Genomic DNA, 23,017 nt, shown 5'->3' on the forward strand with positions numbered 1-23,017 from the left:
ACGTATGCCCATGCGCCCGTATGCGCAGGTCAGAGCCGATTCCCACGCCTGTCCCGAAGGACGTATCAACCATGGCCGCCACCCCGCAGAACCCTGCCGCCGCGACTCCCCGCCGCAAGGTGAGCCGTCACCGCGGTGAGGGTCAGTGGGCCGCGGGGCACTTCACCCCGCTCAACGGCAACGAGCAGTTCAAGAAGGACGACGACGGTCTCAATGTGCGGACACGCATTGAGACGATCTACTCCAAGCGCGGCTTCGACTCGATCGACCCCAACGACCTGCGCGGCCGTATGCGCTGGTGGGGGCTCTACACCCAGCGCAAGCCCGGCATCGACGGCGGCAAGACCGCCGTGCTGGAGCCGGAGGAGCTGGACGACAAGTACTTCATGCTGCGCGTCCGGATCGACGGCGGCCGGCTCACCACCCAGCAGCTCCGCGTGATCGGCGAGATCTCGCAGGAGTTCGCGCGCGGCACCGCCGACATCACCGACCGGCAGAACGTCCAGTACCACTGGATCCGGATCGAGGACGTGCCGGAGATCTGGAACCGCCTGGAGGCCGTCGGCCTGTCCACCACCGAGGCCTGCGGCGACACGCCTCGCGTGATCATCGGCTCCCCGGTGGCCGGCATCGCCGAGGACGAGATCGTCGACGGCACCCCGGCGATCGAGGAGATCCACCGCCGGGTCATCGGCAACCCGGCCTACTCGAACCTGCCGCGCAAGTTCAAGACGGCGATCTCCGGCTCGCCGCTGCTGGACGTGGCGCACGAGATCAACGACGTCGCGTTCGTCGGCGTCGTCCACCCCGAGCACGGCCCCGGCTTCGACGTGTGGGTCGGCGGCGGCCTGTCCACCAACCCCAAGATCGGCGTCCGGCTCGGCGCCTGGGTCCCGCTGGACGAGGTCCCGGACGTCCACGAGGGCGTCGTCGCCATCTTCCGCGACTACGGCTACCGGCGGCTGCGCACCCGCGCCCGGCTGAAGTTCCTGGTCGCCGACTGGGGTCCGGAGAAGTTCCGCCAGGTGCTGGAGGACGAGTACCTCAAGCGCAGGCTGACGGACGGACCGGCGCCCGCGCAGCCCGTGGAGCGCTGGCGCGACCACGTCGGCGTGCACCGCCAGCGGGACGGCCGCTACTACGTCGGCTTCGCCCCGCGCGTCGGCCGCGTCGACGGCACCACCCTGACGAAGATCGCCGACCTCGCCGAGGCGCACGGCTCGGGTCGGGTGCGGACCACCGTCGAGCAGAAGATGATCATCCTCGACGTCGAGGAGCCGCAGGTCGAGTCGCTGGTCGAGGCCCTGGAGGCGCTGGACCTCACCGCCCGGCCGTCCCCGTTCCGGCGCGGCACGATGGCCTGCACCGGCATCGAGTACTGCAAGCTCGCCATCGTCGAGACCAAGGCGCGCGGCGCCTCGCTCATCGACGAACTGGAGCGCCGCATCCCGGACTTCGACGAGCCGATCACCATCAACCTCAACGGCTGCCCGAACGCCTGCGCCCGTATCCAGGTGGCGGACATCGGTCTCAAGGGCCAGTTGGTCGTCGACGACCGGGGCGAGCAGGTCGAGGGCTACCAGGTGCACCTGGGCGGCGCGCTCGGCCTCGAAGCCGGCTTCGGCCGCAAGGTGCGCGGTCTGAAGGTCACCGCCGAGGGCCTGCCGGACTACATCGAGCGTGTCCTCACGCGGTTCCGGGCGGAGCGCGAGGAGGGCGAGCGGTTCGCCGTCTGGGCCGCGCGGGCCAGTGAGGAGTCGCTGTCATGAGCGAGCGTGCGGCGCCCTTCTACTGCCCCTACTGCGGCGACGAGGACCTGCGTCCGGGCGAGCAGGGCCACGGCGCCTGGGAATGCGCGGCGTGCAATCGAGCCTTCCAGTTGAAGTTCCTCGGGCTGCTGGCCCGGGGACTTCAGCGACCCGACTCGGGAGGGGCACAGCGGATATGACGGCGATTCAGGAAGAACGCACGACCGAGGACCTCAAGGCGCTGGCCGAGCAGGCGGGCCGGGACCTGGAGGACGCCTCCGCCCTGGAGATCCTCCGGTGGGCGGCCGAGACGTTCGGCAAGCGGTTCTGCGTGACCTCGTCGATGGAGGACGCGGTGGTCGCCCACCTCGCCTCCCGCGCGATGCCCGGCGTCGACGTGGTGTTCCTCGACACCGGCTACCACTTCGAGGAGACCATCGGCACCCGGGACGCGGTGGACGCCGTGATGGACGTCAACGTCATCACCCTGACCCCGCGCCAGACGGTCGCCGAGCAGGACGCGCAGTACGGCCCGAAGCTGCACGACCGCGACCCCGACCTGTGCTGCAAGCTGCGCAAGGTGCGGCCCCTTGAGGAGGGCCTGAAGGGCTACCTCGCCTGGGCGACCGGACTGCGCCGCGACGAGTCCGAGACCCGGGCGAACACCCCGGTCGTCGGCTGGGACGACAAGCGGCAGAAGGTCAAGATCTCCCCCATCGCCCGCTGGACGCAGGACGACGTGGACGCCTACGTCGCCGAGCACGGCGTGCTCACCAACCCGCTGCTGACGGACGGCTACGCCTCCGTCGGCTGCGCCCCCTGCACCCGCCGGGTGCTGGAGGGCGAGGACGCGCGCGCCGGCCGCTGGGCGGGCCGCGCCAAGACCGAGTGCGGGCTGCACGGATGACGACCACCGAGCCCGCTCACACGGCATCCGCAGCCGCGGCTGTGACCTCTGTCAACCATGCGAACACTGCGACCCAGGAGACATACGTGACGACCGGAGCCACCGTCTGGCTCACGGGTCTGCCGAGCGCCGGCAAGACCACCATCGCGTACGAGCTGGCCGGCCGGCTGCGCGAGGAGGGCCACCGCGTCGAGGTGCTCGACGGCGACGAGATCCGCGAGTTCATCTCGGCGGGCCTCGGCTTCAGCCGCGAGGACCGGCACACCAACGTGCAGCGCATCGGCTTCGTCGCCGAACTGCTCGCCCGCAACGGCGTCACGGTGCTGGTCCCGGTGATCGCGCCCTACGCCGACAGCCGCGAGGCGGTCCGCAAGCGCCACCAGGCGAACGGCACCGGCTACCTGGAGGTGCACGTGGCCACGCCGGTCGAGGTGTGCAGCGAGCGCGACGTGAAGGGCCTGTACGCCAAGCAGGCCGCGGGCGAGCTGACGGGGCTCACCGGCGTCGACGACCCGTACGAGGAGCCCGAGTCGCCCGATCTGCGCATCGAGTCGCAGAACCAGACCGTCCAGGAGTCCGCCGCGGCGGTGTACGCCCTGCTCAGCGAAAGGGGACTGGCATGACGACGACCGTCGCAACGGTCAAGGAGGGCGAGGGCACCGACAGCCCGTATGCCCTGTCGCACCTGGACGCGCTGGAGTCCGAGGCGGTGCACATCTTCCGCGAGGTCGCGGGCGAGTTCGAGAAGCCGGTGATCCTGTTCTCCGGCGGCAAGGACTCCATCGTCATGCTGCACCTGGCGCTGAAGGCGTTCACGCCGGCGCCGGTGCCGTTCGCGCTGCTGCACGTCGACACCGGGCACAACTTCCCCGAGGTCATCGACTACCGCGACCGAACCGTGGCCCGGCACGGGCTGCGGCTGCACGTCGCCTCGGTGCAGGACTACATCGACCGCGGCGTCCTCAAGGAGCGCCCGGACGGCACCCGCAACCCGCTGCAGACGCTGCCGCTGACGGAGAAGATCCAGGCCGAGCGGTTCGACGCGGTGTTCGGCGGCGGACGCCGCGACGAGGAGAAGGCCCGCGCCAAGGAGCGGGTGTTCTCGCTGCGCGACGAGTTCTCCCAGTGGAACCCGCGCCGCCAGCGCCCCGAACTGTGGAACCTGTACAACGGCCGCCACGCGCCCGGCGAGCACGTCCGCGTCTTCCCGCTGTCCAACTGGACCGAGCTGGACGTGTGGCAGTACATCGCCCGCGAGAACATCGAACTGCCCGAGATCTACTACGCGCACGAGCGCGAGGTCTTCCGGCGGGACGGCATGTGGCTGACGGCCGGCGAGTGGGGCGGCCCGAAGGACACCGAGACGGTGGAGAAGCGGCAGGTCCGCTACCGCACCGTCGGCGACATGTCCTGCACCGGCGCCGTCGACTCCGACGCCGACACCATCGAGAAGGTGATCACGGAAATCGCCGCCTCCCGGCTCACCGAACGCGGCGCCACCCGCGCCGACGACAAGCTCTCCGAGGCCGCGATGGAAGACCGCAAGCGCGAGGGGTACTTCTAACCATGAGCACGACCACGACCGAGGAGCTCTCGGCCACCACCCTGCTGCGGTTCGCCACCGCCGGCTCCGTCGACGACGGCAAGTCCACCCTGGTGGGCCGGCTGCTGCACGACTCCAAGTCGGTCCTGGTGGACCAGCTGGAGGCCGTCGAGCGCGCCTCGGCCGGCCGCGGCCAGGACACCCCCGACCTCGCGCTGCTCACCGACGGCCTGCGCGCCGAACGCGAGCAGGGCATCACCATCGACGTCGCCTACCGCTACTTCGCGACGCCGCGCCGCCGGTTCATCCTCGCCGACACCCCGGGCCACGTGCAGTACACCCGGAACATGGTCACCGGCGCCTCCACCGCCGAGCTGACGGTGATCCTGGTCGACGCCCGCAACGGCGTCGTGGAGCAGACCCGCCGGCACGCGGCCATCGCCGCGCTGCTGCGCGTCCCGCACGTCGTCCTCGCCGTCAACAAGATGGACCTGGCCGGCTACCGGGAGCCGGTGTTCGCGGCGATCGCCGAGGAGTTCACCGCGTACGCCACCGAGCTGGGCATCCCGGACGTCACCGCGATCCCCATCTCGGCGCTGGTCGGCGACAACGTCGTGGACCCGTCGTCGCACATGGACTGGTACGCGGGCCCGACCGTGCTGGAGCACCTGGAGACGGTCCCGGCCGCGCACGACCTGACGCACTGCCACGCCCGGATGCCGGTGCAGTACGTGATCCGGCCGCAGACCGCCGAGCACCCCGACTACCGCGGCTACGCGGGCCAGATCGCCGCCGGCACCTTCCGGGTCGGCGAGTCCGTGACGGTCCTGCCGTCCGGCCGGGCCACCCGGGTCGCCGGCATCGACCTGCTGGGCGAGTCCGTCGACGTGGCGTGGACGCCGCAGTCGGTGACCCTCCTGCTGGAGGACGACATCGACGTCTCGCGCGGCGACCTCATCGTGCCCAGCAAGGACGCGCCGCCGACCACGCAGGACATCGAGGCGACCGTCTGCCACGTCGCCGACGCCCCGCTCACCGTCGGCCACCGCGTACTGCTCAAGCACGGCACCCGCACGGTCAAGGCGATCGTCAAGGACATCCCGTCCCGGCTCACCCTGGACGACCTGTCCCTGCACCCGCACCCGGGACAGCTCGCCGCCAACGACATCGGCCGCGTGAAGGTCCGCACCGCCGAGCCGCTGCCCGTCGACTCCTACGCCGACTCGCGGCGCACCGGCTCGTTCATCCTGATCGACCCGAACGACGGCACCACCCTCACCGCCGGCATGGTCGGCGAGTCGTTCGCCTCGCCGGAGCCCGTCAAGGACGAGGCCGGCGACGACGGGTGGGACTTCTGAGCATGAACTCCTCCGACTTCTACTCGATGTTCGCGAAGGAGGGCGGCCGCGTCGGCAGCGGTGCTCTCGGCAGCGGGCAGGGCGGAGTGGCCCGATGTGCGCGTTGACGTACGCGCACCGCTCGCGCGCCCTCACCCCCCACCGCCGTAGACACCGACCTGCCGACCTCCCGGCCACGACCTGAGAGACCGTGACCGCCGGGCCAACGAGAGGAACACCTCCCGTGCCTGCCAGCCAAGCCGTCCGCCGTACCCTCGCGGTGATCGCCGCACTGCCCCTGCTCACGCTCGCCGCCTGCGGGTACGGCTCCCAGGCCAAGGACGACGACTCCGTGAAGGTCGCCGCCGGGGCCAAGAAGATCGACGGTCTCGACTCCGTGCGGATCGGGTACTTCGGGAACCTGACCCACGGCACCGCGCTCGTCGGACGCCAGAAGGGCTTCTTCCAGAAGGCGCTGGGCGCCACCGAGGCGAAGTACGCCACGTTCAACGCCGGCCCCTCCGAGATCGAGGCGCTCAACTCGGGCTCCATCGACATCGGCTGGATCGGCCCCTCCCCGGCGATCAACGGCTACACCAAGTCCGGCGGCAAGAACCTGCGGATCGTCGGCGGTTCCGCGTCCGGCGGGGTGAAGCTCGTGGTGAACCCCGAGAAGATCAAGTCGCTGAAGGACGTCAAGGGCAAGCGGATCGCGACGCCGCAGCTCGGCAACACGCAGGACGTGGCGTTCCTCAACTGGGTCGCCGAGCAGGGCTGGAAGGTCGACGCGCAGAGCGGCAAGGGCGACGTCACGGTCGTCCGCAGCGACAACAAGGTCACCCCGGACGCCTACAAGGCCGGTTCGGTCGACGGCGCGTGGGTGCCGGAGCCGACCGCGTCGAAGCTGGTCGCCGAGGGCGGAAAGGTCCTCCTCGACGAGGCGACGCTGTGGCCCGGGAAGAAGTTCGTGATCACGAACATCATCGTGTCGCAGAAGTTCCTCAAGGAGCACCCGAAGGCGGTCGAGGCCGTGCTGAAGGCCTCCGTCGAGACCAACCAGTGGATCAACGCCAACCCGGACGAGGCGAAGACGGCCGCGAACAAGCAGCTGGAGATCGACTCGGGCAAGGCGCTGCCGGCCGAGGTCCTGGACCCGGCGTGGCAGTCGATCGCGTTCACCGACGACCCGCTGGCCGCCACCCTCGGCGCCGAGGCGGACCACGCCGTCAAGGCGGGCCTGCTGGAGAAGCCCGATCTGACGGGCATCTACGACCTCACCCTCCTCAACAAGATCCTCGCGGCCGAGGGCAGGGGCAAGGTCGACGACGCCGGTCTCGGCGCGAAGTAAGCCCGGATCCCGAAGAGTTCCCAGGAGGTGACGACCATGGCCACGACCCTCGCCAAGGCCGCCGACGGCACGGAGGCGGGCACGCACGCCGCCCGGATCGAGCACGTCTCGAAGTCGTTCGCGGGCCCCGCCGGGCCCCAGCTCGTGCTGGACGACATCACCCTCGATGTCGCGCCCGGCGAGTTCGTCACCCTCCTGGGTGCCTCGGGCTGCGGCAAGTCCACGCTGCTGAACCTGGTGGCGGGCCTGGACCGGCCGAGCGCCGGCTCGATCACGACGGACGGCCGGCCGGCGCTGATGTTCCAGGAGCACGCCCTGTTCCCGTGGCTGACCGCGGGCAAGAACATCGAACTCGCCCTGAGGCTCAGGGGTGTTCCGAAGAACGAGCGGCGCGGCCGTGCCGAGGAGCTGCTCGAACTCGTCCGGCTCCAGGGCGCGTACGGCAAGCGGGTGCACGAGCTGTCCGGCGGTATGCGCCAGCGCGTCGCGATGGCCCGCGCCCTCGCCCAGGAGAGCAAGCTCCTGCTGATGGACGAGCCGTTCGCGGCGCTCGACGCGATCACCCGGGACGTGCTGCACGACGAGCTGACCCGGATCTGGCGCGAGACGCAGTTGTCCGTCCTGTTCGTGACGCACAACGTGCGCGAGGCCGTCCGTCTCGCGCAGCGGGTGGTGCTGCTGTCGTCCCGTCCGGGACGGATCGCGCGCGAGTGGACGGTCGGCATCCCGCAGCCGCGCCGCATCGAGGACACCGCCGTCGCGGAGCTGTCCGTCGAGATCACCGAAGAACTGCGGGGGGAGATCCGCCGTCATGGCCAGCACTGACACGACGACCGCCACCAGGGACGGCGGGAGCGATCTCGCCGGTCTGGAGGCGGGCCTCGACGCACTGGAGACGGTGCAGCAGGGCCGCACGCCCTTCCGGCAGACGTTCATGGAGAAGATCCTGCCGCCGGTCAGCGCCGTACTGCTGGTGCTGGTGGTGTGGCAGGGCCTGGTCTCCTTCGGCGTGGTCGACGACCCGTCGAAGCTGCCGGCCCCGGCCGACGTGTGGAACGTGCTCCGGGACGCCTGGCTGCAGGGCGAACTGCTCGGCTACATCTGGACGAGCGTCTCGCGCGGTCTGCTCGGCTTCCTGTTCGCGCTGGCCATCGGCACGCCGCTGGGTCTGATCGTGGCACGGGTGAAGTTCGTCCGCGCGGCCATCGGCCCGATCCTGTCCGGTCTGCAGTCGCTGCCGTCGGTGGCGTGGGTGCCGCCGGCCGTGATCTGGCTGGGCCTGAACAACTCGATGATGTACGCGGTGATCCTGCTGGGCGCGGTCCCGTCGATCGCCAACGGCCTGGTGTCGGGCGTCGACCAGGTGCCGCCCCTGTTCCTGCGGGCGGGCCGCACCCTGGGCGCCACCGGTCTGAAGGGCACCTGGCACATCACCCTGCCGGCCGCCCTGCCGGGCTATGTGGCGGGCCTGAAGCAGGGCTGGGCGTTCTCCTGGCGGTCCCTGATGGCCGCCGAGATCATCGCGTCGTTCCCCGACCTCGGGGTGGGGCTCGGCCAGTTGCTGGAGAACGGCCGCAACGCCTCCGACATGGCCATGGTGTTCGAGGCGATCCTGCTCATCCTGGTCGTCGGCATCGCCATCGACCTGCTGATCTTCAGCCCGCTGGAGCGCTGGGTGCTGCGCAGCCGCGGTCTGCTGGTGAAGGGCTGAGGCACGTCATGCGCGAACCGGTCCTGCTCGTCATCGCCCACGGCAGCCGCGACCCGCGGCACGCCGCGAGCGTGCACGCCCTGGTGCGGCGCGTCCGGTCGCTGCGTCCCGGGCTGCGGGTGGAGACCGGTTTCCTCGACTTCAACGTGCCGTCCGTGCGGGGCGTCCTGGAGTCCCTGGACGCGCAGGGCGTCCGGGACGTCGTCGCGCTGCCCCTGCTGCTGACGCGGGCCTTCCACGCGAAGGCCGACATCCCGGCCGTCCTCGCGGACGCGCCGCCGCGGCTGCGGATCCACCAGGCCGACGTGCTCGGCCCGTCCCCGCTGCTGCTGTCGGCCCTGGAGCGGCGTCTGTACGCGGCGGGTCTGACGCCCGCCGACAAGTCCTCGACCGGGGTCGTGCTGGCCTCGGCGGGGTCCACCGACCCGGAGGCGATCGCAGTGATCGCTGACATCGCGCGGGAGTGGCGGCACACCGGTTGGCGTGCCGTGCGACCTGCGTTCGCCTCCGCATCCCTTCCGCGCACCGAGGACGCGGTCCGGGAACTGCGCGCCCTCGGCTGCGCACGCGTCGCCGTCGCCCCGTACGTGCTGGCTCCCGGGCGGCTCCCGGACCGCATCGCGCGGGGCGCGGACGGGGCGGACGTGCTGGCGGACGTCCTCGGTCCGGCGCCTGAGGTGGCGCGGGTGCTGCTGGAGCGGTACGACGGGGCGCGGGTGCCGCTGGCGGCGGCCGCGAGCGCCTGAGGGGTCAGTCCCCCGCGCCGAAGAGCGTCCCCTGGTGGAAGTACAGCCGCCAGCCCTCCCGCGTGCGGCGCCACAGGGAACTGCGGTGCGCGCGGCGGCCGCCGGCGTCCGTGTCGAAGGTCAGGTGGACCAGGTCGGGGGCCAGCCGGACGCCGGTCATGCCGGAGACCGCGGTCGGCGGTTCGCCGGGGTCGGTCTCGTCGAGCATGGCCATGATCGACGCGCGGTCCCAGACCCGGCCGGACGCGCCGAACTCGCGGAAGTCCGGGTGCAGCAGGGCGTCCACGCGCTGCCGGGAGCTCCGGACCCCCGGGTCGAGGAGGGCCAGCTCGCCGTCGATGGCGGCGGCGACGGCTTCGTCGTGCTCAGTCACTCGTCAGCTCCACGAGTTTCAGGACGGTGTTCCAGTTCCGGGTCGTCGCGATCAGGCCCTTGTTGACGCGGGGCTTGGACAGCCGCTCGGCGAGCTTGGAGCGGCCGAGCCCGTCGGGGACGTACAGGTACAGCGCGCGGTCGCCGAGGCGGAACTCCTCGGGAAGATACGCGGCCCGGTCGATCTCCGCGAAGCGGGCCGCGTCGACCGGCTCCGAGAAGTACGTGACGTGCAGTTGCCGGCCCTCCAGTTCGGCCGCCGGGAACGGGCAGGCCTCGGCGACCGCCTTCAGATAGGCGTGGTCGCGCACGAGGACGTCGACGCGGAACCCGAAGTGGCGCTCGATCGCCTCCGTGATCCCGGCGGCCAGGGAGTCCTCGTCGCCGTGGCCGGCCGTGAACACGGCCTGTCCGCTCTGCAGATAGGTGCGCACGCCGGCGTGGCCGAGGCCTTCCAGGACGGCGCGCAGTTCGGCCATCGGGACCTTCCTGCCGCCCACGTTGATTCCGCGCAGCAGTGCCGCGTACGTCGTCGTCATGCCCACACCATAGGACGGCCGTCGTGCCCCGTGGGGGTGGGCACGACGGCCGGGTCCGGATGCCGGACTGCGCGAAACTCTCGCCGAACCCCCGACGCGGTTCAACTCCTGCACGCACCTGTGACTGATCCAACACTGGCGGCAAAAGGCGTGGTGGCGGCGGGTGCACCCTGATCTCCCTCCCCGACGGCGGCCGGTAGATGTAAGGGGCCGCCGTCCTCCCCAGTGCGGAGTTGCCGGGGTCCGGGGGGAGGAGCCGGGCACGCCCCGCTTCACCGGGCAGCACGACGAGACGGCCTTGTCCGGCCCATACCGTCGAAGCGACAGGCGGCGGCAGGGGGTCGTCGCCGCTCACAAGGGGGCAGGCCCGTCATGGGGAACGGAGATACGCGGGTGCGGGGGCTCGCCGCGCGGGCCGGCGGCTGGAGCGCCCGGCACCGGTGGGCGGCCGTCGGGATATGGGTGCTGTTCGTCGTCCTGGCGATGGGGCTCGGCTCGGCGGCGGGCCGTGTCGACGTCAAGGACAGTGACCAGTTGTCCGGGGAGACGCACGCGGCCGCCACGATCGTCGAGGACGCGGGCATCGACGAGCCGGCCGGGGAGACCGTGCTCATCCAGGCGAAGGACCGCTCCCTGAAGGCGACGGACGCCGAGTTCCGGGCCGCCGTGTCCGCGGTCGTCCGGGCGGTGGAGGCGACCGGCGAGGTCACGGACGTCACCACCCCGTACGACACGGGCACGATCTCCGAGGACGGCCGCAGCGCGCTGGTGCAGTTCGACATGCGCGGCGAGTCGGACACCGCCGGGGAGCGCGTGGAGCCGGTGCTGAAGGCCGTGGAGAAGGTCCGGGAGGACCACGAGGCGCTGCGGATCGAGGAGATCGGCGGCGCCAGCATGATGAAGACGTTCGACGACGCGTTCGGGGACGACTTCCGGAAGGCCGAGTACTCCGCGGTGCCGGTGGCCCTCGGCATCCTGCTCATCGCCTTCGGCGCGCTGGTGGCGGCGCTGCTCCCGGTGGCGCTGGCGATCACCGCGATCATGGCGACGATGGGTCTGATGGGGGTCGTCAGCCATGTGATGCCGATGAGCGAGACCGCCAACTCCGTGATGCTGCTGGTGGGTCTGGCCGTGGGCGTCGACTACTGCCTGTTCTACCTGCGCCGTGAGCGCGAGGAGCGGGCGGCGGGCCGGGACGCGCAGACGGCCCTGCAGATCGCCGCCGCGACCAGCGGCCGTGCCATCGTCGTCTCGGGTGTCACGGTGTGCGTGGCGATGGCGGGCATGCTGTTCACCGGTCTCGCCGAGTTCGAGGCGATGGGCCTGGCGTCGCTGATGGTCGTGGCGGTGGCCATGGTCGGTTCCGTGACGGTGCTGCCCGCGCTGCTGTCCCTGCTCGGCGAGCGGGTCGAGAAGGGCCGCATCCCGTTCCTGCGGCGCCGCAACAAGGCGCACGGCACCGGCGGCGAGAGCCGGTTCTGGACGGCGGTGCTGCGCCGGGTGCTCGCCCGCCCGGTGATCTCGGTCGTCGTCGCGACCGGCGCGCTGCTGGCGATCGCGGCTCCCGCGGTCGGCATGAAGACCCAGAACCTCACGCTGGACCAGGAGTTCGGGGACTCGCTGCCCATCGTGCAGACGTACAACCGGGTCAACGACGCCTTCCCGGGCGGCTCGGAGCCGGCCGAGGTGGTCGTCAGGGCGGCCGACATCAACGCGCCCGAGGTGAAGGGCGCGCTGGCCGACTTCAAGGAGCTGGCGATCAGTTCGGGTGCCTCGCGCGGCCCGGTCGAGATCAAGCTGCACGACGAGCAGAACGTCGCCTTCGTCTACGTCCCGCTGGTCGGCGGCTCCGACCAGGACGAGGCGGGCGCGAGCCTGGAGAGGCTGCGCGACGAGGTGCGGCCGGCCACGCTCGGCAAGGTGGACGGTGTCGAGGCGCCGATCACCGGCCAGGTCGCCGGTTCCCACGACTTCAACGAGCAACTGGTCGGCTCCGTCGTCCCGGTCTTCGTGTTCGTCGTGGTGTTCGCCTTCCTGCTGATGCTGCTGTCGTTCCGCTCGCTGACCGTCGCCATCACGTCGATCGTGCTGAACCTGCTGTCGGTGGGCGCCGCGTACGGCATCCTCGTCGCCGTCTTCCAGCACGGCTGGGGCGCGTCCCTGGTGGGCGCGGAGGGCGTCGGCGCGATCATCACCTGGCTGCCGCTGTTCCTCTTCGTGATCCTGTTCGGCCTGTCGATGGACTACCACGTGTTCGTGGTGTCCCGGATCCGCGAGGCACGGCTGCGGGGCCGTACGACGAGGGACGCGATCCAGCACGGTGTGGTCACCACGGCCGGGGTCGTCACCAGCGCCGCGGTCATCATGGTCGCCGTGTTCGCGATCTTCGGGACGCTGTCCATGCAGTCGATGAAGCAGATGGGCGTGGGCCTCGCCGCGGCGGTGCTCATCGACGCGACGATCATCCGGGGTGTGCTGCTCCCGGCGGTGATGGCCCTGCTGGGCGAGCGCAACTGGTACTTCCCGACGTGGCTGAACCGTCTGCCGGACCTGACGCACGACGAGACGCCGGCGCCGGTGGCTCCCGCGGCGCGGGACGACGAGGGCGAGCACGAGCCGGTGAGGGTCTGACCGTCCGGTCACGCGGCAGGGCCCGCCGGCTCCGACCTGGAGCCGGCGGGCCCTGCCGTGGTGCCGGTCAGGCGGCGGGCAGTTCGGCCTCGATGAGGTCGGCCGCCCGCCGGGTGCCGCCCTCCTGGGCCATCTCCGCCTGGATGTCCTTCAGCCGGCGGGCCACCTCCGGGTCGTCCAGCAGGGCGAGGGCGGTCGAGCGCAGCGTCTCGGCCGTGGCCTCCTCCGTCGGGACGTGCCGGGCGACGCCGAGCGCCTGGAGCATGTCGGCGTTGCCGAACTGGTCCACCGCCTGCGGTACGGCGATCATCGGCGTGGCCGTCGCCAGGCCCTCCTGGCTGCCGCCCGCGCCGGCGTGGGTGACGAACAGGTCGGCCTGCCGCAGGATCGCCAACTGCGGCACCCAGGAGTGGACTTCCGCGTTGGGCGGGATGTCCCCGAGCTCCGCCGGGTCGACGTGCCGGCCGACCTGGAGGACCAGGTGCCAGCCGGGCAGCTCACCGAATGCCTTCAGGCACTCCCGGTAGAAGGCGGGCTGCTTGGTGAAGGCCGAGCCGAGCGACACGAGGACGACCTTCTCGGCGCCTGCGGGCCGCTGCCAGTCGCCCTCGCCGCCGCGGTCGCCCTGGCAGGCGCCGACGAAGCTGTACACGCTCTCGTCCACCCGGTCGGCGTTCGGCTGGAGCGCCCTGGGGATGAGGACGAGGGAACGGGCGGGCCGGCCGACGAACGGATCGGGATGTTCGCTGATCCCGTTCTGCGCCAGCCAGGCCTCGAAGCGGGCGTAGTACGCCTTCCCCCGCTCGGTCTTCCTCGGCTCCTCCCACATCGGTCCGGCGACCTCCTCCTCATAGCCCTCCCAGGCGACGAGGTTCGGCGAGAGGGACACGGCGGGCACGCCCCAGCGGTGGGCGAGGACGCGGGCCGGGTAGGAGGTGATGTCGTGCAGCACGAGGTCCGGCTCGTCGCCCTCGTAGGCCTCGACGAGCTGCGGGAGGGCCTGGATGGCGTCGTTCAGGAACGGCTCCACGTTGTCGAGCAGGGTGGTCCCCCACGCGGACGGGTCGTCGTCGGGCGACGGGAGCGTGGAGTGCCAGGGCTTCACCTCGGCGCCGGTGGCGGCGACCTTGTCGGCGAACACGGGCGGGACGGCGTACGTGACCCGGTGCCCGCGCGCCACCAGCTCGCGGATCACCTCAAGACTCGGGTTCACGTGGCCGTGGGCGGCGATGGAGAACATGGCGATGTGCGCGGGACTGGTCATACCGACGACCCTAAGCGAGACGAGACGTCTCGTGCAATTGATTTGTTTCACGCCGTCAGCGCCTCGTGCAGCCGCAGCCACTGCTCCGGCGCCACCTCCCCGACGAGTACGCCCGGGTCCAGGCGCGCGGCGCGGAACGCGGCGTCGACCCGGCGCCGGGCGTGGGCCCGGCGCAGCGAGGCGTGCAGCGAGCCGCCGGTCCCGGAGAAGCCCAGCTCCACCAGATGCCGCCAGCTGTCGTACGCGGCGGCGTCGAGCAGCGGGGTGCGGCGGCGTTCGATGCGGACGATGCCGGCGTCCACGCGCGGTACGGGCCGGAAGCCGTGCCGGCCGACCCGGCCCAGCAGCCGCCACTCGTAGCGCGGCCAGGTGCGGACGGTCAGCAGGGTCCAGCGGCCGTAGTCGCCGGTGCGTTTACGGGCGTACTCCAGCTGGGTGAGGAGCGTGGCGTCGGTGAGGGCGGGGGCGCGCAGGCACCAGTCGACGATGGCGGCGGTGCGGGAGACGGGCACGTTCCCGGCGACGGAGAACGGGGTGCGCGGGGGCCGCGCGGCGAGGAAGTCCCCGGCGACCACGCGGACGTGGGGTGTTCCGGAGAAGCGGGCGCGCAGCGCGGGCAGCAGTGCCGGGTCGATCTCGTAGGCGCGCAGTTCCCGGCAGCGCGCGGCGAGCGCGGCCGTCAACGCGCCCTTGCCGGCGCCGACTTCGAGCAGCAGGGGCAGCGGGCGGCCGTGCGGGGCGGTGAGCCGGGCGAGGCGGGTGGCGGTGGCGCGGTCGGCGATGAAGTTCTGCGAGAGCGCGCGGGAACCGCGGGTGGGGCGGGCCATGGCCTGCGGTCCTTGTCTTCCGTGGAAGGGCGAAAGGGCAGCCGAAGGCCCTGACCGGAGGACATGGAGGCATGAAGGCATGACTGCATGAGGTCATGAGGTCATGCCGCCGCAGACGGGAGGCGTGCGCGGGCGCCGGCCCGCCGTTCGGTCACCGCGTCCGCGGCGTGATCCGGACGACAGGCGTCAGGGGTGTCGGAACACCCCCTGGGTCAGCGGGCGCGCTGTCCCGGGCCGGTCAGGGCACCGGGGCGGCGACGCATCCGGATGGAGTGCGTGCAGCCCCGGCCGTGACCGGTGACGAAGATCGCGTTGAGTCCCACGCAGGGCACGCTAGGGGGCGGGCCGGGAGGCGGCAACCGGTTTTCCGCCCCCTGCGCGGTCCGGTCGGCGGCCGGTCGCCCGCGCTCCGCGCGCCCGCGCGGGGTTCAGCGCTGGTAGCGGGCGAGGACCAGGTTGCCGTCCTTCTCCAGGCGCTCGCGCAGGGCGCCGAGGCCGATCGCGCCGCTGTAGTACTCCTGGAGCGCGGGCGTGGCCACCTTGTCCTTCCACTCGGGGTAGCCCCGCACGGACTGTGCCGGGGCCGGGCTGAGGTGTTCGGCGAGGGCGGTGCCGGTGGCCCAGCCGTGCTCGGGCGTGCGCAGCGCCGGGTCCTTCAGCGCCCGGGTGCCCGTGGGCAGCATCCAGTCGCCGAGGGCCAGGCGGACCATGTTGCGGGGTTGCAGCAGGAAGTCGACGAACCGTGCGGCCTGCCGCTTGTGCGGACTGTCCTCGGCGATGGACAGGGTCTGCGGGCTGACGCCCTGGGTGAGTCCGTCCGCCCCGGCGGGAGCGGGCAGGACCTGCCAGTCGAAGCCCTTCGGCGCCTGCTGCACGATCTGCTGGCGGTACGAGAAGCCCAGCGGGACCATGGCGTATCTGCCGCCGAAGAAGCCGGGCAGCGTGTCCGAACCGCCGCTGCCGAGCGTCGTCGCCGATGCGCTGCGGTCGGTGTTCACCTGGGCGTGGATGGTGCGCGGAACCACCTGGTCGCCCGGCCCGAAGCGGACGGTGGCCCTGCCGTCGGCGCCCCGGTGGAACAGCTTGCCGCCCGCGGACAGCGACAGGTTGAGCGTGGCGGACACGGGCTCCTTGAGCGGCCAGGCCACGCCGTACTTCCCGTCGCCGCTCAGCCGCTCGGTGATCCGCCGGAACTCCGGCCAGGTCCACGGGCGTTCGACGGTCGGGATGCGGACGCCGGACTTCTTCAGCCAGGTCGCGTTGGCGATGAGCACGCGCGGCTCCTGGAGGAACGGCACGCCGTAGATGCCGTCCCCGAAGGTCGTCGTCTCCCAACTGCGCTGCGGGATGTCCGACTTGAGCCGGTCGGGCAGCAGCTCGGTCAGGTCGGCGAGGTGACCACCGTAGGCGAAGTCCGCGAGGTCGTCGGAGGCGTCGTGGATGATGTCGGGCGCCTCGCCGCCCTCGAAGGAGGTCAGGAGCTGGTCGTGGACGCTGTCCCAGCTGCCCTGGACGTATTCGACGCGCACGTCCGGGTGGGCCGCGTTCCACTCCTCGACCAGTTCCTTGTTGGCCTGAACCGACTCCTGCTGCCAGGCCAGGGACTGGAAGCGCAGGGTGACACGGCCGTCGTCCTGCGCCCCGCCCGAGGAACAGCCCGCGAGGAGCAGCAGGGCGGCGACGGCCGCCGCGATCGGCTTGGTACGCATCAGCTCTTCACCGCCCCGGCGAGCATGCCGCCCGTGATCCGCCGCTGGATGAGCGCGAAGACCACCAGGGACGGCAGCGTCGCGAGGAAGGCCGCCGCGGCCAGCGGCCCCAGGTCGGCCACGCCTTCCGCGCCGATGAAGTGGGTCAGCACGACCGGCAGCGTCTGCTTCTCCGGGGTCTTCAGCAGCACCAGCGCGAAGAAGAACTCGTTCCACGCGGTGATGAACGCGAACAGCGCCGTCGCCACGATCCCCGGCGCGAGCAGCGGCGCCGTCACCGACACCAGGGTCCGCAGCCGCCCGGCGCCGTCGACCGCCGCGGCCTCCTCCAGCTCGCGCGGCACGGCCCGGACGTAGCCGGCGAGCATCCACAGCGCGAACGGCAGCGCCCACACCACGTAGACCATCACCAGCCCCGGCACCGAGTTGATCAGCCGCAGGCCCTTCAGCACCAGGAACAGCGGGATGATCAGCAGGACGAACGGGAACGCCTGGCTGACCACCACCCATCCGGTCGCCGCCTTCGCGAGCCGGGTGCGCTGCCGTGCCATGACGTACGCCATCGGCGTCGCGACCAGCACCGCGATCACGGCCGCCGCCAGCGCGGCGACCAGGGAGTTGAACGCGGCCTGCAGCAGGGGCTGTTCGTCGAAGGCCTGCCGGAAGTTGGCGAGGGTGGGGTCCTTCGGGATCCAGGTGGGGTGCAGGCTGCCCAGTTCCCGCGGCGGCTTGAACGCCGTCGAGACCAGCCACAGGAACGGGAACGCCAGGAACACCAGATAGGCGAGCAGGGCCGCGTACTGGCCGGTGCGGGCCGCAGGTCCGGTCCTCATGCGTCGTCACCTCCCCTGAGCCGACCGACCAGGAAGACGGCCAGGAGCACCGAGATCACCGCGACCATGACACAGCCCATGGCAGCCGCGTACCCGAACTGGCCGTAGCGGAAGGCCTCTTCGTAGGCGAAGAGCATGGGCAGCCGGGTGCGTCCGCCGGGGCCGCCGCTGGTCAGGACGTACACCAGGGCGAAGGAGTTGAAGTTCCAGATGAGGTTGAGGGCCGTGATGGCCAGGGCGATCGGTCTGATCGCGGGCCAGGTGACCGTGCGGAAGCGGCGCCAGGCCCCGGCGCCGTCGACCGCGGCGGCCTCGTGGAGTTCGCGTGGGGTGTGCTGCAGGCCGGCGAGCAGGGCGACCGTCGTCTGCGGCATGCCCGCCCAGACGCCGACGACGATGACGGCGGGCAGGGCGGTCGCCAGCCCGCTGAGCCAGTGGCGGCCGTCGCCGAGGCCGACGTCGCGCAGGGTCTCGTTGAGGATTCCGGCGTCCGGGTTGTAGACGAGCCGCCACATGATGCCGACGACCACCTCGGGCATCGCCCAGGGGATGATCGCCAGGGCGCGGGCCAGCCAGCGCAGCCGCAGGTTCTGGTTGAGCAGCAGGGCGAGGCCCAGCGCGAGCAGGAACTGCGGGACGGTCACGCCGACGGCCCACACCAGCCCGATCCGGAACGACTCCCAGAACAGCGTGTCGTGCAGCAGGTCCCGGAAGTTGAGGCCGCCGATCCACTGGGTGGGCGCGGTACGGCCCGACTGGGCGTCGGTGAACGCCAGCAGGATCCCGTACAGCAGCGGCCCGACGCTGAGGACGAGGATCGGGAGCAGGGCGGGCAGCACCAGGAACCAGGCGCCGTGGTCGCCGGTGCGCCGCTGTCCGGCGGCGGTGCCGGGCACGTCGGGCGCCGGTCTCCTCTCCTCGGTCACCAATGTCACGGAATCAGCCCCTTTGCGCGGCTCGGACGGCCTGGCCATGGTCGTGAAGGCGGTCTGCCTCGTCAAGCCACCGCGCACACCGTCCGACCTGTGCGAATGGGAAACTGGCGGAGGATGGCCGGATCTCGACGTGATGGGCGCGTACGGACGGTGGACTGGAGCGGAGGCGACGATGGACGAGGCGCGGGCACGGGACGTACTGGCCGCGGCGGGGGTGCTGCCCGGTACGGCGGCCGACGCGCGGCTGCTCGCCCTGGGCGAGAACGCGGTGTTCGCCGCCGGTGACCTGGTCGTCAAGGTGGGCCGCGATCCCGAACTGCTGGACCGGGCCCGGCGCGAGCTGGCCGTCGCCGGGTGGCTCGCGGAGGCCGGGGTGCCGGCGGTGCGGGCCGCGCGGTCCGAGGCGCTGCTCGTGGACGGGCACCCGGTGACCGTGTGGCACCGGCTGCCGGACCCCGTACGGCCCGCGCAGCCGCGGGATCTGGCCGAACTGTTGCGGGCGGTCCATGCGTTGCCCTCCCCCTCCTTCGCGTTGCCGCCCCGTGAGCTGCTGGGCGGTGTCGAGCGGTGGCTGCGGCTCGCGGGTGCCGCGATCGATCCCGCGGACGCGGCCTACCTGCGGGAACGGCGCGACGGATTCGCCTCGGCCGCCGCCGCGCTGACGCCGTGTCTGCCGCGCGGGCCGATTCACGGGGATGCGCTGCCGCGGAATGTGCACGTGGGTCCGGACGGGCCGGTTCTGGTCGATCTGGAGACGTTCTCCAGCGATCTGCGGGAGCACGATCTGGTCGTGATGGCGCTGTCCCGGGACCGGTACGGGTTGCCCGCCGAGGCCTACGCGTCGTTCGTGGAGACCTACGGGTGGGACGTGCGGGAGTGGGACGGGTGCGCCGTGCTGCGCGGGGCCCGGGAGACGGCGAGCTGCGCGTGGGTGGCGCAGCACGCGGCCGGGAATCCCCGGGCGCGCGCGGAGTTCGAACGGAGGGTGGCGTCGCTGCGGGAGGGGGATCCGACCGTGCGGTGGTACCCCTTCTGAGCGGCACGACCGCCCGCTCGTGTCAGGCCCGGCTCTCCGTCAGCTCGCGGAACGGCCACATGCCGTCGACCGTCGCCGACTGGTCCCCCTTGCGGCGCAGGAAGGCCTGGAAGTCCGCCGCCCACTCGGCGTACCACTCTATTTGGCGGCGGTGCAGGTCCGCCGGGCCGAGGGAGGCGACCTTGGGGTGGCGGCCGGCTATCGCGCAGGCCAGGCGGGCCGCCGCCAGGGCGTCCGAGGAGGCGTCGTGGGCGGTGCCGAGGGCGACGCCGTACTCGGCGCAGACCGCTTCCAGGTTCCGCTTGCCGCGGCGGTAGCGGTCGGCCCAGCGGTCGATGGTGTACGGGTCGATGACGGGCGCCGGGTCCTGGCCGCCGAGCCGGTCGCGCAGCGACGGCAGGCCGTGGCGGCGCAGTTCGGCGGAGAGCAGGGTGAGGTCGAAGGCCGCGTTGTAGGCGACGACCGGGACGCCCGTCTTCCAGTACGTCACCAGGACGTCGGCGATGGCGTCGGCCACCTGGTCGGCCGGTCTGCCCTCGCTCGCCGCGCGTTCGTTGCTTATGCCGTGCACCGCGACCGCGTCCGGCGGGATTTCCACGCCCGGGTCGGCCAGCCATTCCCGGCGGCCCATCGGCTCCCTGTCCCTGACCTCGATCACGGCCCCCGTGACGATGCGCGCCTCGCGCGGATCCGTGCCCGTCGTCTCCAGGTCGAAGCCGATCAGCAGCTCCCGGTGCCAGCCCATGCGGCGGCCCCCCTTCTTGGTGGTGCGTCCCCCAGTGATCTCCACCTTCGCACGCGGCACTGACAATCAGAGGACCGCATTCCGCCTGGCCGCCCTGTCCGGCCGCCGCGACAGGTCACGACACCGGTCGCGAATCCGCCCACATCACCTCGAACTCCTCGCGGTACGTAGGGAAAAGCCCGCCTTCGTCAATCTCGCCCGACTTGACCACCTTGCCCGCGTTGCGCAGGACGAACACGGGCGCCTCCATGCCGCGGGTGCGCCGCAGATAGGACTGCACGACCGCGATGCCGTCCGCGCCGTCGCCGTCCACGAGGTAGGCGGTGAAGCGGGGCGTCTCGTCGAAGACCTGGATCTGGAAGGCGCCCGGATCGCGCAGCCGGGCCCGCACCCGGCGCATGTGCAGGATGTTCATCTCCACGGCCCGGCCCAGCTCGCCCCGCTTGATGCCCAGCTCGCGCTCCCGCCGCTTCACCGCGCTGGAAGCCGGGTTGAGGAACAGCAGCCGCACCCGGCAGCCGGACTCGGCGAGGCGCACCAGGCGGCGCCCGGAGAAGTTCTGCACGAGCAGGTTGAGGCCGATGCCGATGGCGTCCAGGCGCCGGGCGCCGCCGAAGATGTCCTCGGCGGGGAACTGCCGCAGCAGCCGCACCCGGTCCGAGTGCACCGCGACCACGTCGGCGTACCGGTCGCCGACCAGGTCCTCGACCGCGTCGACGGGCAGCCGGCGCGCGGACGGCACGTCGCCGCCGGCGCCGAGGATCTCCAGGAGCCGCGCCGAGGCCCGCTCGGCCTGGTTCAGGACCGCCTCGGACAGGGCGCGGTTGCGGGAGACGACGTTCCGGGTGACCTCCAGCTCGTCCAGGGCGAGTTCGACGTCCCGGCGGTCGTCTATGTACGGCTCGAAGCACGGCCAGTGCTGCACCATCAGCTCGCGCAGCTGCGGCAGGGTGAGGAAGCTGAGCACGTTGTCGTCGGCCGGGTCGAGCAGATAGCCCTTGCGGCGGCTGACCTCGCGGACGGCGACCGCGCGCTGCACCCACTCCTGCCCGGCGGGCCCGGCCGCGGCGACCACCCAGTCGTCGCCGTGCACGGGTTCGTAGATGGGACGCAGAACAGCGGCCACGACGGCGCGCAGCCGCTGTTCGACGAGGTTCAGCCAGATGTAGGCGCGGCCGGCCCGCTGGGCGCGAGTGCGCACCTCGCGCCAGGAGTCGGCGTCCCAGTCCAGCTCCGGGCCGATCGCGCCCGCGTCCATCGGCCGGGCCAGGGACACGGCGCCGGGCGGGACATCTGTGGAGTGCCCCTCGTGACCCTCGTCACCAGGGGGCAGCTCCAGCCCTCCCGAGCCCACCCGCGCACCGCCTTCCGTTCCCCCGAGCACTCCCCGTCTCAACGATCAAGGAAGGGTACTCCGGTAGCGGCGCGCGGTGCAGCCCGATGGACAGGCTGGTTTCTCAACTGGGGTCGTCCGCACGACCGTTCTGGTCCGCGAGCTCGCGCGGAGTGAGCGGATTCATAGCGGTCACGTCACGTGGGGCGATGGTGAATCCCTGCCAGTGGACCGGCATCGGCTGCTGGTCCTCGTCGCGAGCGACGTGGTGGAATCCGACGTTCACCCAGACCACGGGGTGGGTGAGGGTCTGTCCGTTGACCCACTTGTCGACCGACCGGCCATGTCCGGCACCGCAGTCGAGCGGGTTGTTGCTGGCGTACTGCTCGCACTTGTTGTACTGGGTGACGTAGACGTCGTGCTTGGTGTAGCCGCGGCCCGGGTACTTGTGGCTGGCGCCGGGGACGAGTTCGTAGGAGCGCGGGTGGCCGTCCTTGTTCTTGCCGGCCGTGCTGACCACGCGCCACCAGCGCATGTTGCGGGCGTCGCCCGCGAGTTCCTTGGTGATCTTCGTGCGGGTCGTCCTGTTGGTGGGCGCCGCCTGGCCGCGCGCGGGCGGGCTGACCTTCGAGTCGTACTGCTCGACGCGGCTCTTGGAGGAGCCGTCCAGGCCGAAGTTGAGCCGCCAGAAGACGTTGTGGCTGTGGCTGGTGGCGTACGCCTTGGCGCCCTTGCCGATGGGCCAGCCGCGGCCGTCGCCTGCGTCGTAGTCCGCCGGCGAGAGGCTGCCGGTGGCGCCGACGTTCGTGGTGACGGTGCCGTCGTCCTGGAAGCGCCACTCGGTGATGTACTCGTACCAGCCGACCTGGTTGGCGGTGTAGACGAGCAGGTCCTTGCCCTGCGCCTGGTAGACCTTGTTCGCGGCGTCGCCCTGCATGCGGTAGGCGTGGCCGCGGGAGCGGGTCGTGGTGCACAGGCCCTTGACGTTCGCCTGCGCCGGGTCCCAGGCGTCGGGGACCTTGACGGTGCGGATGGTGCCGCCGGGGCACTCGCCCGGCGCCAGGTTCATCAGGCCCTTGCCGAAGTCGAAGCCGGTGAGGTCGTCGTACTCGACGCTGCCGTCGTCGTAGGGCACGTGGATCTGGGCGAGCTTGGCGCTGGTGAGGACCTTGATCGGTCGGGGCTCGCCGGGCGGCTGGTAGGAGACGTGCTCCAGGACGAGTCCGGCCTTGGCCTGGTAGGCCCAGCACATCCGCCAGGTGGTGCCGGACGCGAGCTTCTGTTCGATGCGGTGGGCGGCGCCGCATTCGGCGGCCGGCGCGGGTGCGGCCTTCGGCCCGGCGGCGGCCGGCCCGGCGCCCGCGGTCGCCCCGGCGACGAGCGCGCCCGCCGTGAGTGCCACGGCGGCCCGCGTGCGGACCCGGCTGATGGTGGTCACGCGCATGACGAAATG

Annotated in this window: 21 protein-coding genes and 1 pseudogene; 12 read left to right on the top strand and 10 right to left on the bottom strand. The window is 71.8% G+C overall.

What is annotated here, in order from left to right:
- Positions 1-71 precede the first annotated feature (71 nt).
- The 10 genes from QC282_RS14570 (at position 72) to QC282_RS14615 (ending at position 9,340) form a co-directional block, all read left to right on the top strand.
- Positions 72-1,769 (top strand): nitrite/sulfite reductase, encoded by a 1,698-nt coding sequence (locus QC282_RS14570; protein WP_279549767.1) that lies wholly within the window; start codon positions 72-74, stop codon positions 1,767-1,769.
- Complete coding sequence (locus tag QC282_RS14575; RefSeq protein ID WP_279549768.1) at positions 1,766-1,948, top strand: hypothetical protein; 183 nt, start codon at positions 1,766-1,768, stop codon at positions 1,946-1,948. The genes QC282_RS14570 and QC282_RS14575 overlap by 4 nt, the downstream gene beginning before the upstream one ends.
- Positions 1,945-2,655 carry a phosphoadenylyl-sulfate reductase gene (locus QC282_RS14580; RefSeq protein ID WP_279549769.1) on the top strand — a complete coding sequence of 237 codons (711 nt, stop codon included), beginning with the start codon at positions 1,945-1,947 and terminating at the stop codon, positions 2,653-2,655. The genes QC282_RS14575 and QC282_RS14580 overlap by 4 nt, the downstream gene beginning before the upstream one ends.
- 86 nt (positions 2,656-2,741) lie before the next feature.
- Positions 2,742-3,278 (top strand): adenylyl-sulfate kinase, encoded by a 537-nt coding sequence (gene cysC, locus QC282_RS14585; protein ID WP_279549770.1) that lies wholly within the window; start codon positions 2,742-2,744, stop codon positions 3,276-3,278.
- Positions 3,275-4,219 (top strand): sulfate adenylyltransferase subunit CysD, encoded by a 945-nt coding sequence (cysD, locus tag QC282_RS14590; protein WP_279549771.1) that lies wholly within the window; start codon positions 3,275-3,277, stop codon positions 4,217-4,219. Before cysC ends, cysD begins: the two co-directional genes overlap by 4 nt.
- Positions 4,220-4,221: 2 nt before the next feature.
- Complete coding sequence (locus tag QC282_RS14595; RefSeq protein ID WP_279549772.1) at positions 4,222-5,556, top strand: sulfate adenylyltransferase subunit 1; 1,335 nt, start codon at positions 4,222-4,224, stop codon at positions 5,554-5,556.
- A 223-nt stretch (positions 5,557-5,779) separates the two neighbouring features.
- Positions 5,780-6,883, top strand: coding sequence for an aliphatic sulfonate ABC transporter substrate-binding protein (locus QC282_RS14600; RefSeq protein ID WP_279549773.1), 1,104 nt, complete (start codon positions 5,780-5,782; stop codon positions 6,881-6,883).
- A gap of 36 nt (positions 6,884-6,919) precedes the next feature.
- Entirely contained in the window at positions 6,920-7,708 is a 789-nt protein-coding gene (locus tag QC282_RS14605) for an ABC transporter ATP-binding protein (protein WP_279549774.1), read from the top strand.
- A complete protein-coding gene (locus tag QC282_RS14610) occupies positions 7,695-8,594 on the top strand; it encodes an ABC transporter permease (protein WP_279549775.1) in 900 nt (299 codons plus the stop codon). The genes QC282_RS14605 and QC282_RS14610 overlap by 14 nt, the downstream gene beginning before the upstream one ends.
- Before the next feature lie 8 nt (positions 8,595-8,602).
- Complete coding sequence (locus QC282_RS14615; protein WP_279549776.1) at positions 8,603-9,340, top strand: sirohydrochlorin chelatase; 738 nt, start codon at positions 8,603-8,605, stop codon at positions 9,338-9,340.
- A 4-nt stretch (positions 9,341-9,344) separates the two neighbouring features.
- Here the strand turns inward: QC282_RS14615 and QC282_RS14620 are convergent, their stop codons facing one another.
- Both QC282_RS14620 and QC282_RS14625 read right to left on the bottom strand, forming a co-directional pair.
- Positions 9,345-9,713, bottom strand: a complete 369-nt coding sequence (locus QC282_RS14620) for a DUF4440 domain-containing protein (protein WP_279549777.1) — start codon at positions 9,711-9,713, stop codon at positions 9,345-9,347.
- On the bottom strand, positions 9,706-10,251 hold the full coding sequence (locus QC282_RS14625; RefSeq protein WP_279549778.1) for a DUF1697 domain-containing protein: 546 nt from the start codon (positions 10,249-10,251) through the stop codon (positions 9,706-9,708). The genes QC282_RS14620 and QC282_RS14625 overlap by 8 nt, the downstream gene beginning before the upstream one ends.
- A 372-nt stretch (positions 10,252-10,623) precedes the next feature.
- On the opposite strand from QC282_RS14625, the gene QC282_RS14630 reads away from it, so the two are divergent.
- Positions 10,624-12,882, top strand: coding sequence for an MMPL family transporter (locus QC282_RS14630; protein ID WP_279549779.1), 2,259 nt, complete (start codon positions 10,624-10,626; stop codon positions 12,880-12,882).
- Positions 12,883-12,949: 67 nt separating this feature from the next.
- Here the strand turns inward: QC282_RS14630 and mgt are convergent.
- The 5 genes and pseudogenes from mgt to QC282_RS14655 all read right to left on the bottom strand — a co-directional run bounded on the left by mgt (position 12,950) and on the right by QC282_RS14655 (position 18,450).
- Positions 12,950-14,183, bottom strand: a pseudogene (gene mgt, locus QC282_RS14635) (macrolide-inactivating glycosyltransferase).
- A gap of 10 nt (positions 14,184-14,193) precedes the next feature.
- Complete coding sequence (erm(O), locus tag QC282_RS14640) at positions 14,194-14,973, bottom strand: 23S rRNA (adenine(2058)-N(6))-methyltransferase Erm(O) (RefSeq protein ID WP_279549780.1); 780 nt, start codon at positions 14,971-14,973, stop codon at positions 14,194-14,196.
- Positions 14,974-15,401: 428 nt separating this feature from the next.
- The gene (locus QC282_RS14645) at positions 15,402-16,682 is read right to left on the bottom strand and encodes an ABC transporter substrate-binding protein (RefSeq protein WP_279549781.1); all 1,281 of its coding nucleotides are present in this window, start codon (positions 16,680-16,682) and stop codon (positions 15,402-15,404) included.
- Positions 16,682-17,515 (bottom strand): carbohydrate ABC transporter permease, encoded by an 834-nt coding sequence (locus QC282_RS14650; RefSeq protein ID WP_279549782.1) that lies wholly within the window; start codon positions 17,513-17,515, stop codon positions 16,682-16,684. The genes QC282_RS14645 and QC282_RS14650 overlap by 1 nt, the downstream gene beginning before the upstream one ends.
- A complete protein-coding gene (locus QC282_RS14655; protein ID WP_279549783.1) occupies positions 17,512-18,450 on the bottom strand; it encodes a sugar ABC transporter permease in 939 nt (312 codons plus the stop codon). Before QC282_RS14655 ends, QC282_RS14650 begins: the two co-directional genes overlap by 4 nt.
- A 172-nt stretch (positions 18,451-18,622) precedes the next feature.
- Between QC282_RS14655 and QC282_RS14660 the strand changes: the two genes are divergently transcribed.
- Positions 18,623-19,486: an aminoglycoside phosphotransferase family protein gene (locus QC282_RS14660; protein WP_279549858.1), complete on the top strand. Its 864-nt coding sequence runs from the start codon at positions 18,623-18,625 to the stop codon at positions 19,484-19,486.
- Positions 19,487-19,508: 22 nt separating this feature from the next.
- Here QC282_RS14660 and QC282_RS14665 read toward each other — a convergent pair whose 3' ends face one another.
- The 3 genes from QC282_RS14665 to QC282_RS14675 all read right to left on the bottom strand — a co-directional run bounded on the left by QC282_RS14665 (position 19,509) and on the right by QC282_RS14675 (position 23,008).
- Complete coding sequence (locus QC282_RS14665; RefSeq protein ID WP_279549859.1) at positions 19,509-20,231, bottom strand: 3'-5' exonuclease; 723 nt, start codon at positions 20,229-20,231, stop codon at positions 19,509-19,511.
- A gap of 115 nt (positions 20,232-20,346) precedes the next feature.
- Positions 20,347-21,585 carry an SAV2148 family HEPN domain-containing protein gene (locus tag QC282_RS14670; RefSeq protein ID WP_279549784.1) on the bottom strand — a complete coding sequence of 413 codons (1,239 nt, stop codon included), beginning with the start codon at positions 21,583-21,585 and terminating at the stop codon, positions 20,347-20,349.
- 103 nt (positions 21,586-21,688) lie between these two features.
- A complete protein-coding gene (locus QC282_RS14675; protein WP_279549785.1) occupies positions 21,689-23,008 on the bottom strand; it encodes a copper amine oxidase in 1,320 nt (439 codons plus the stop codon).
- Positions 23,009-23,017 lie beyond the last annotated feature (9 nt).

The sequence above is a fragment of the Streptomyces sp. DH24 genome (assembly GCF_029813775.1).
Lineage (GTDB): Bacteria > Actinomycetota > Actinomycetes > Streptomycetales > Streptomycetaceae > Streptomyces.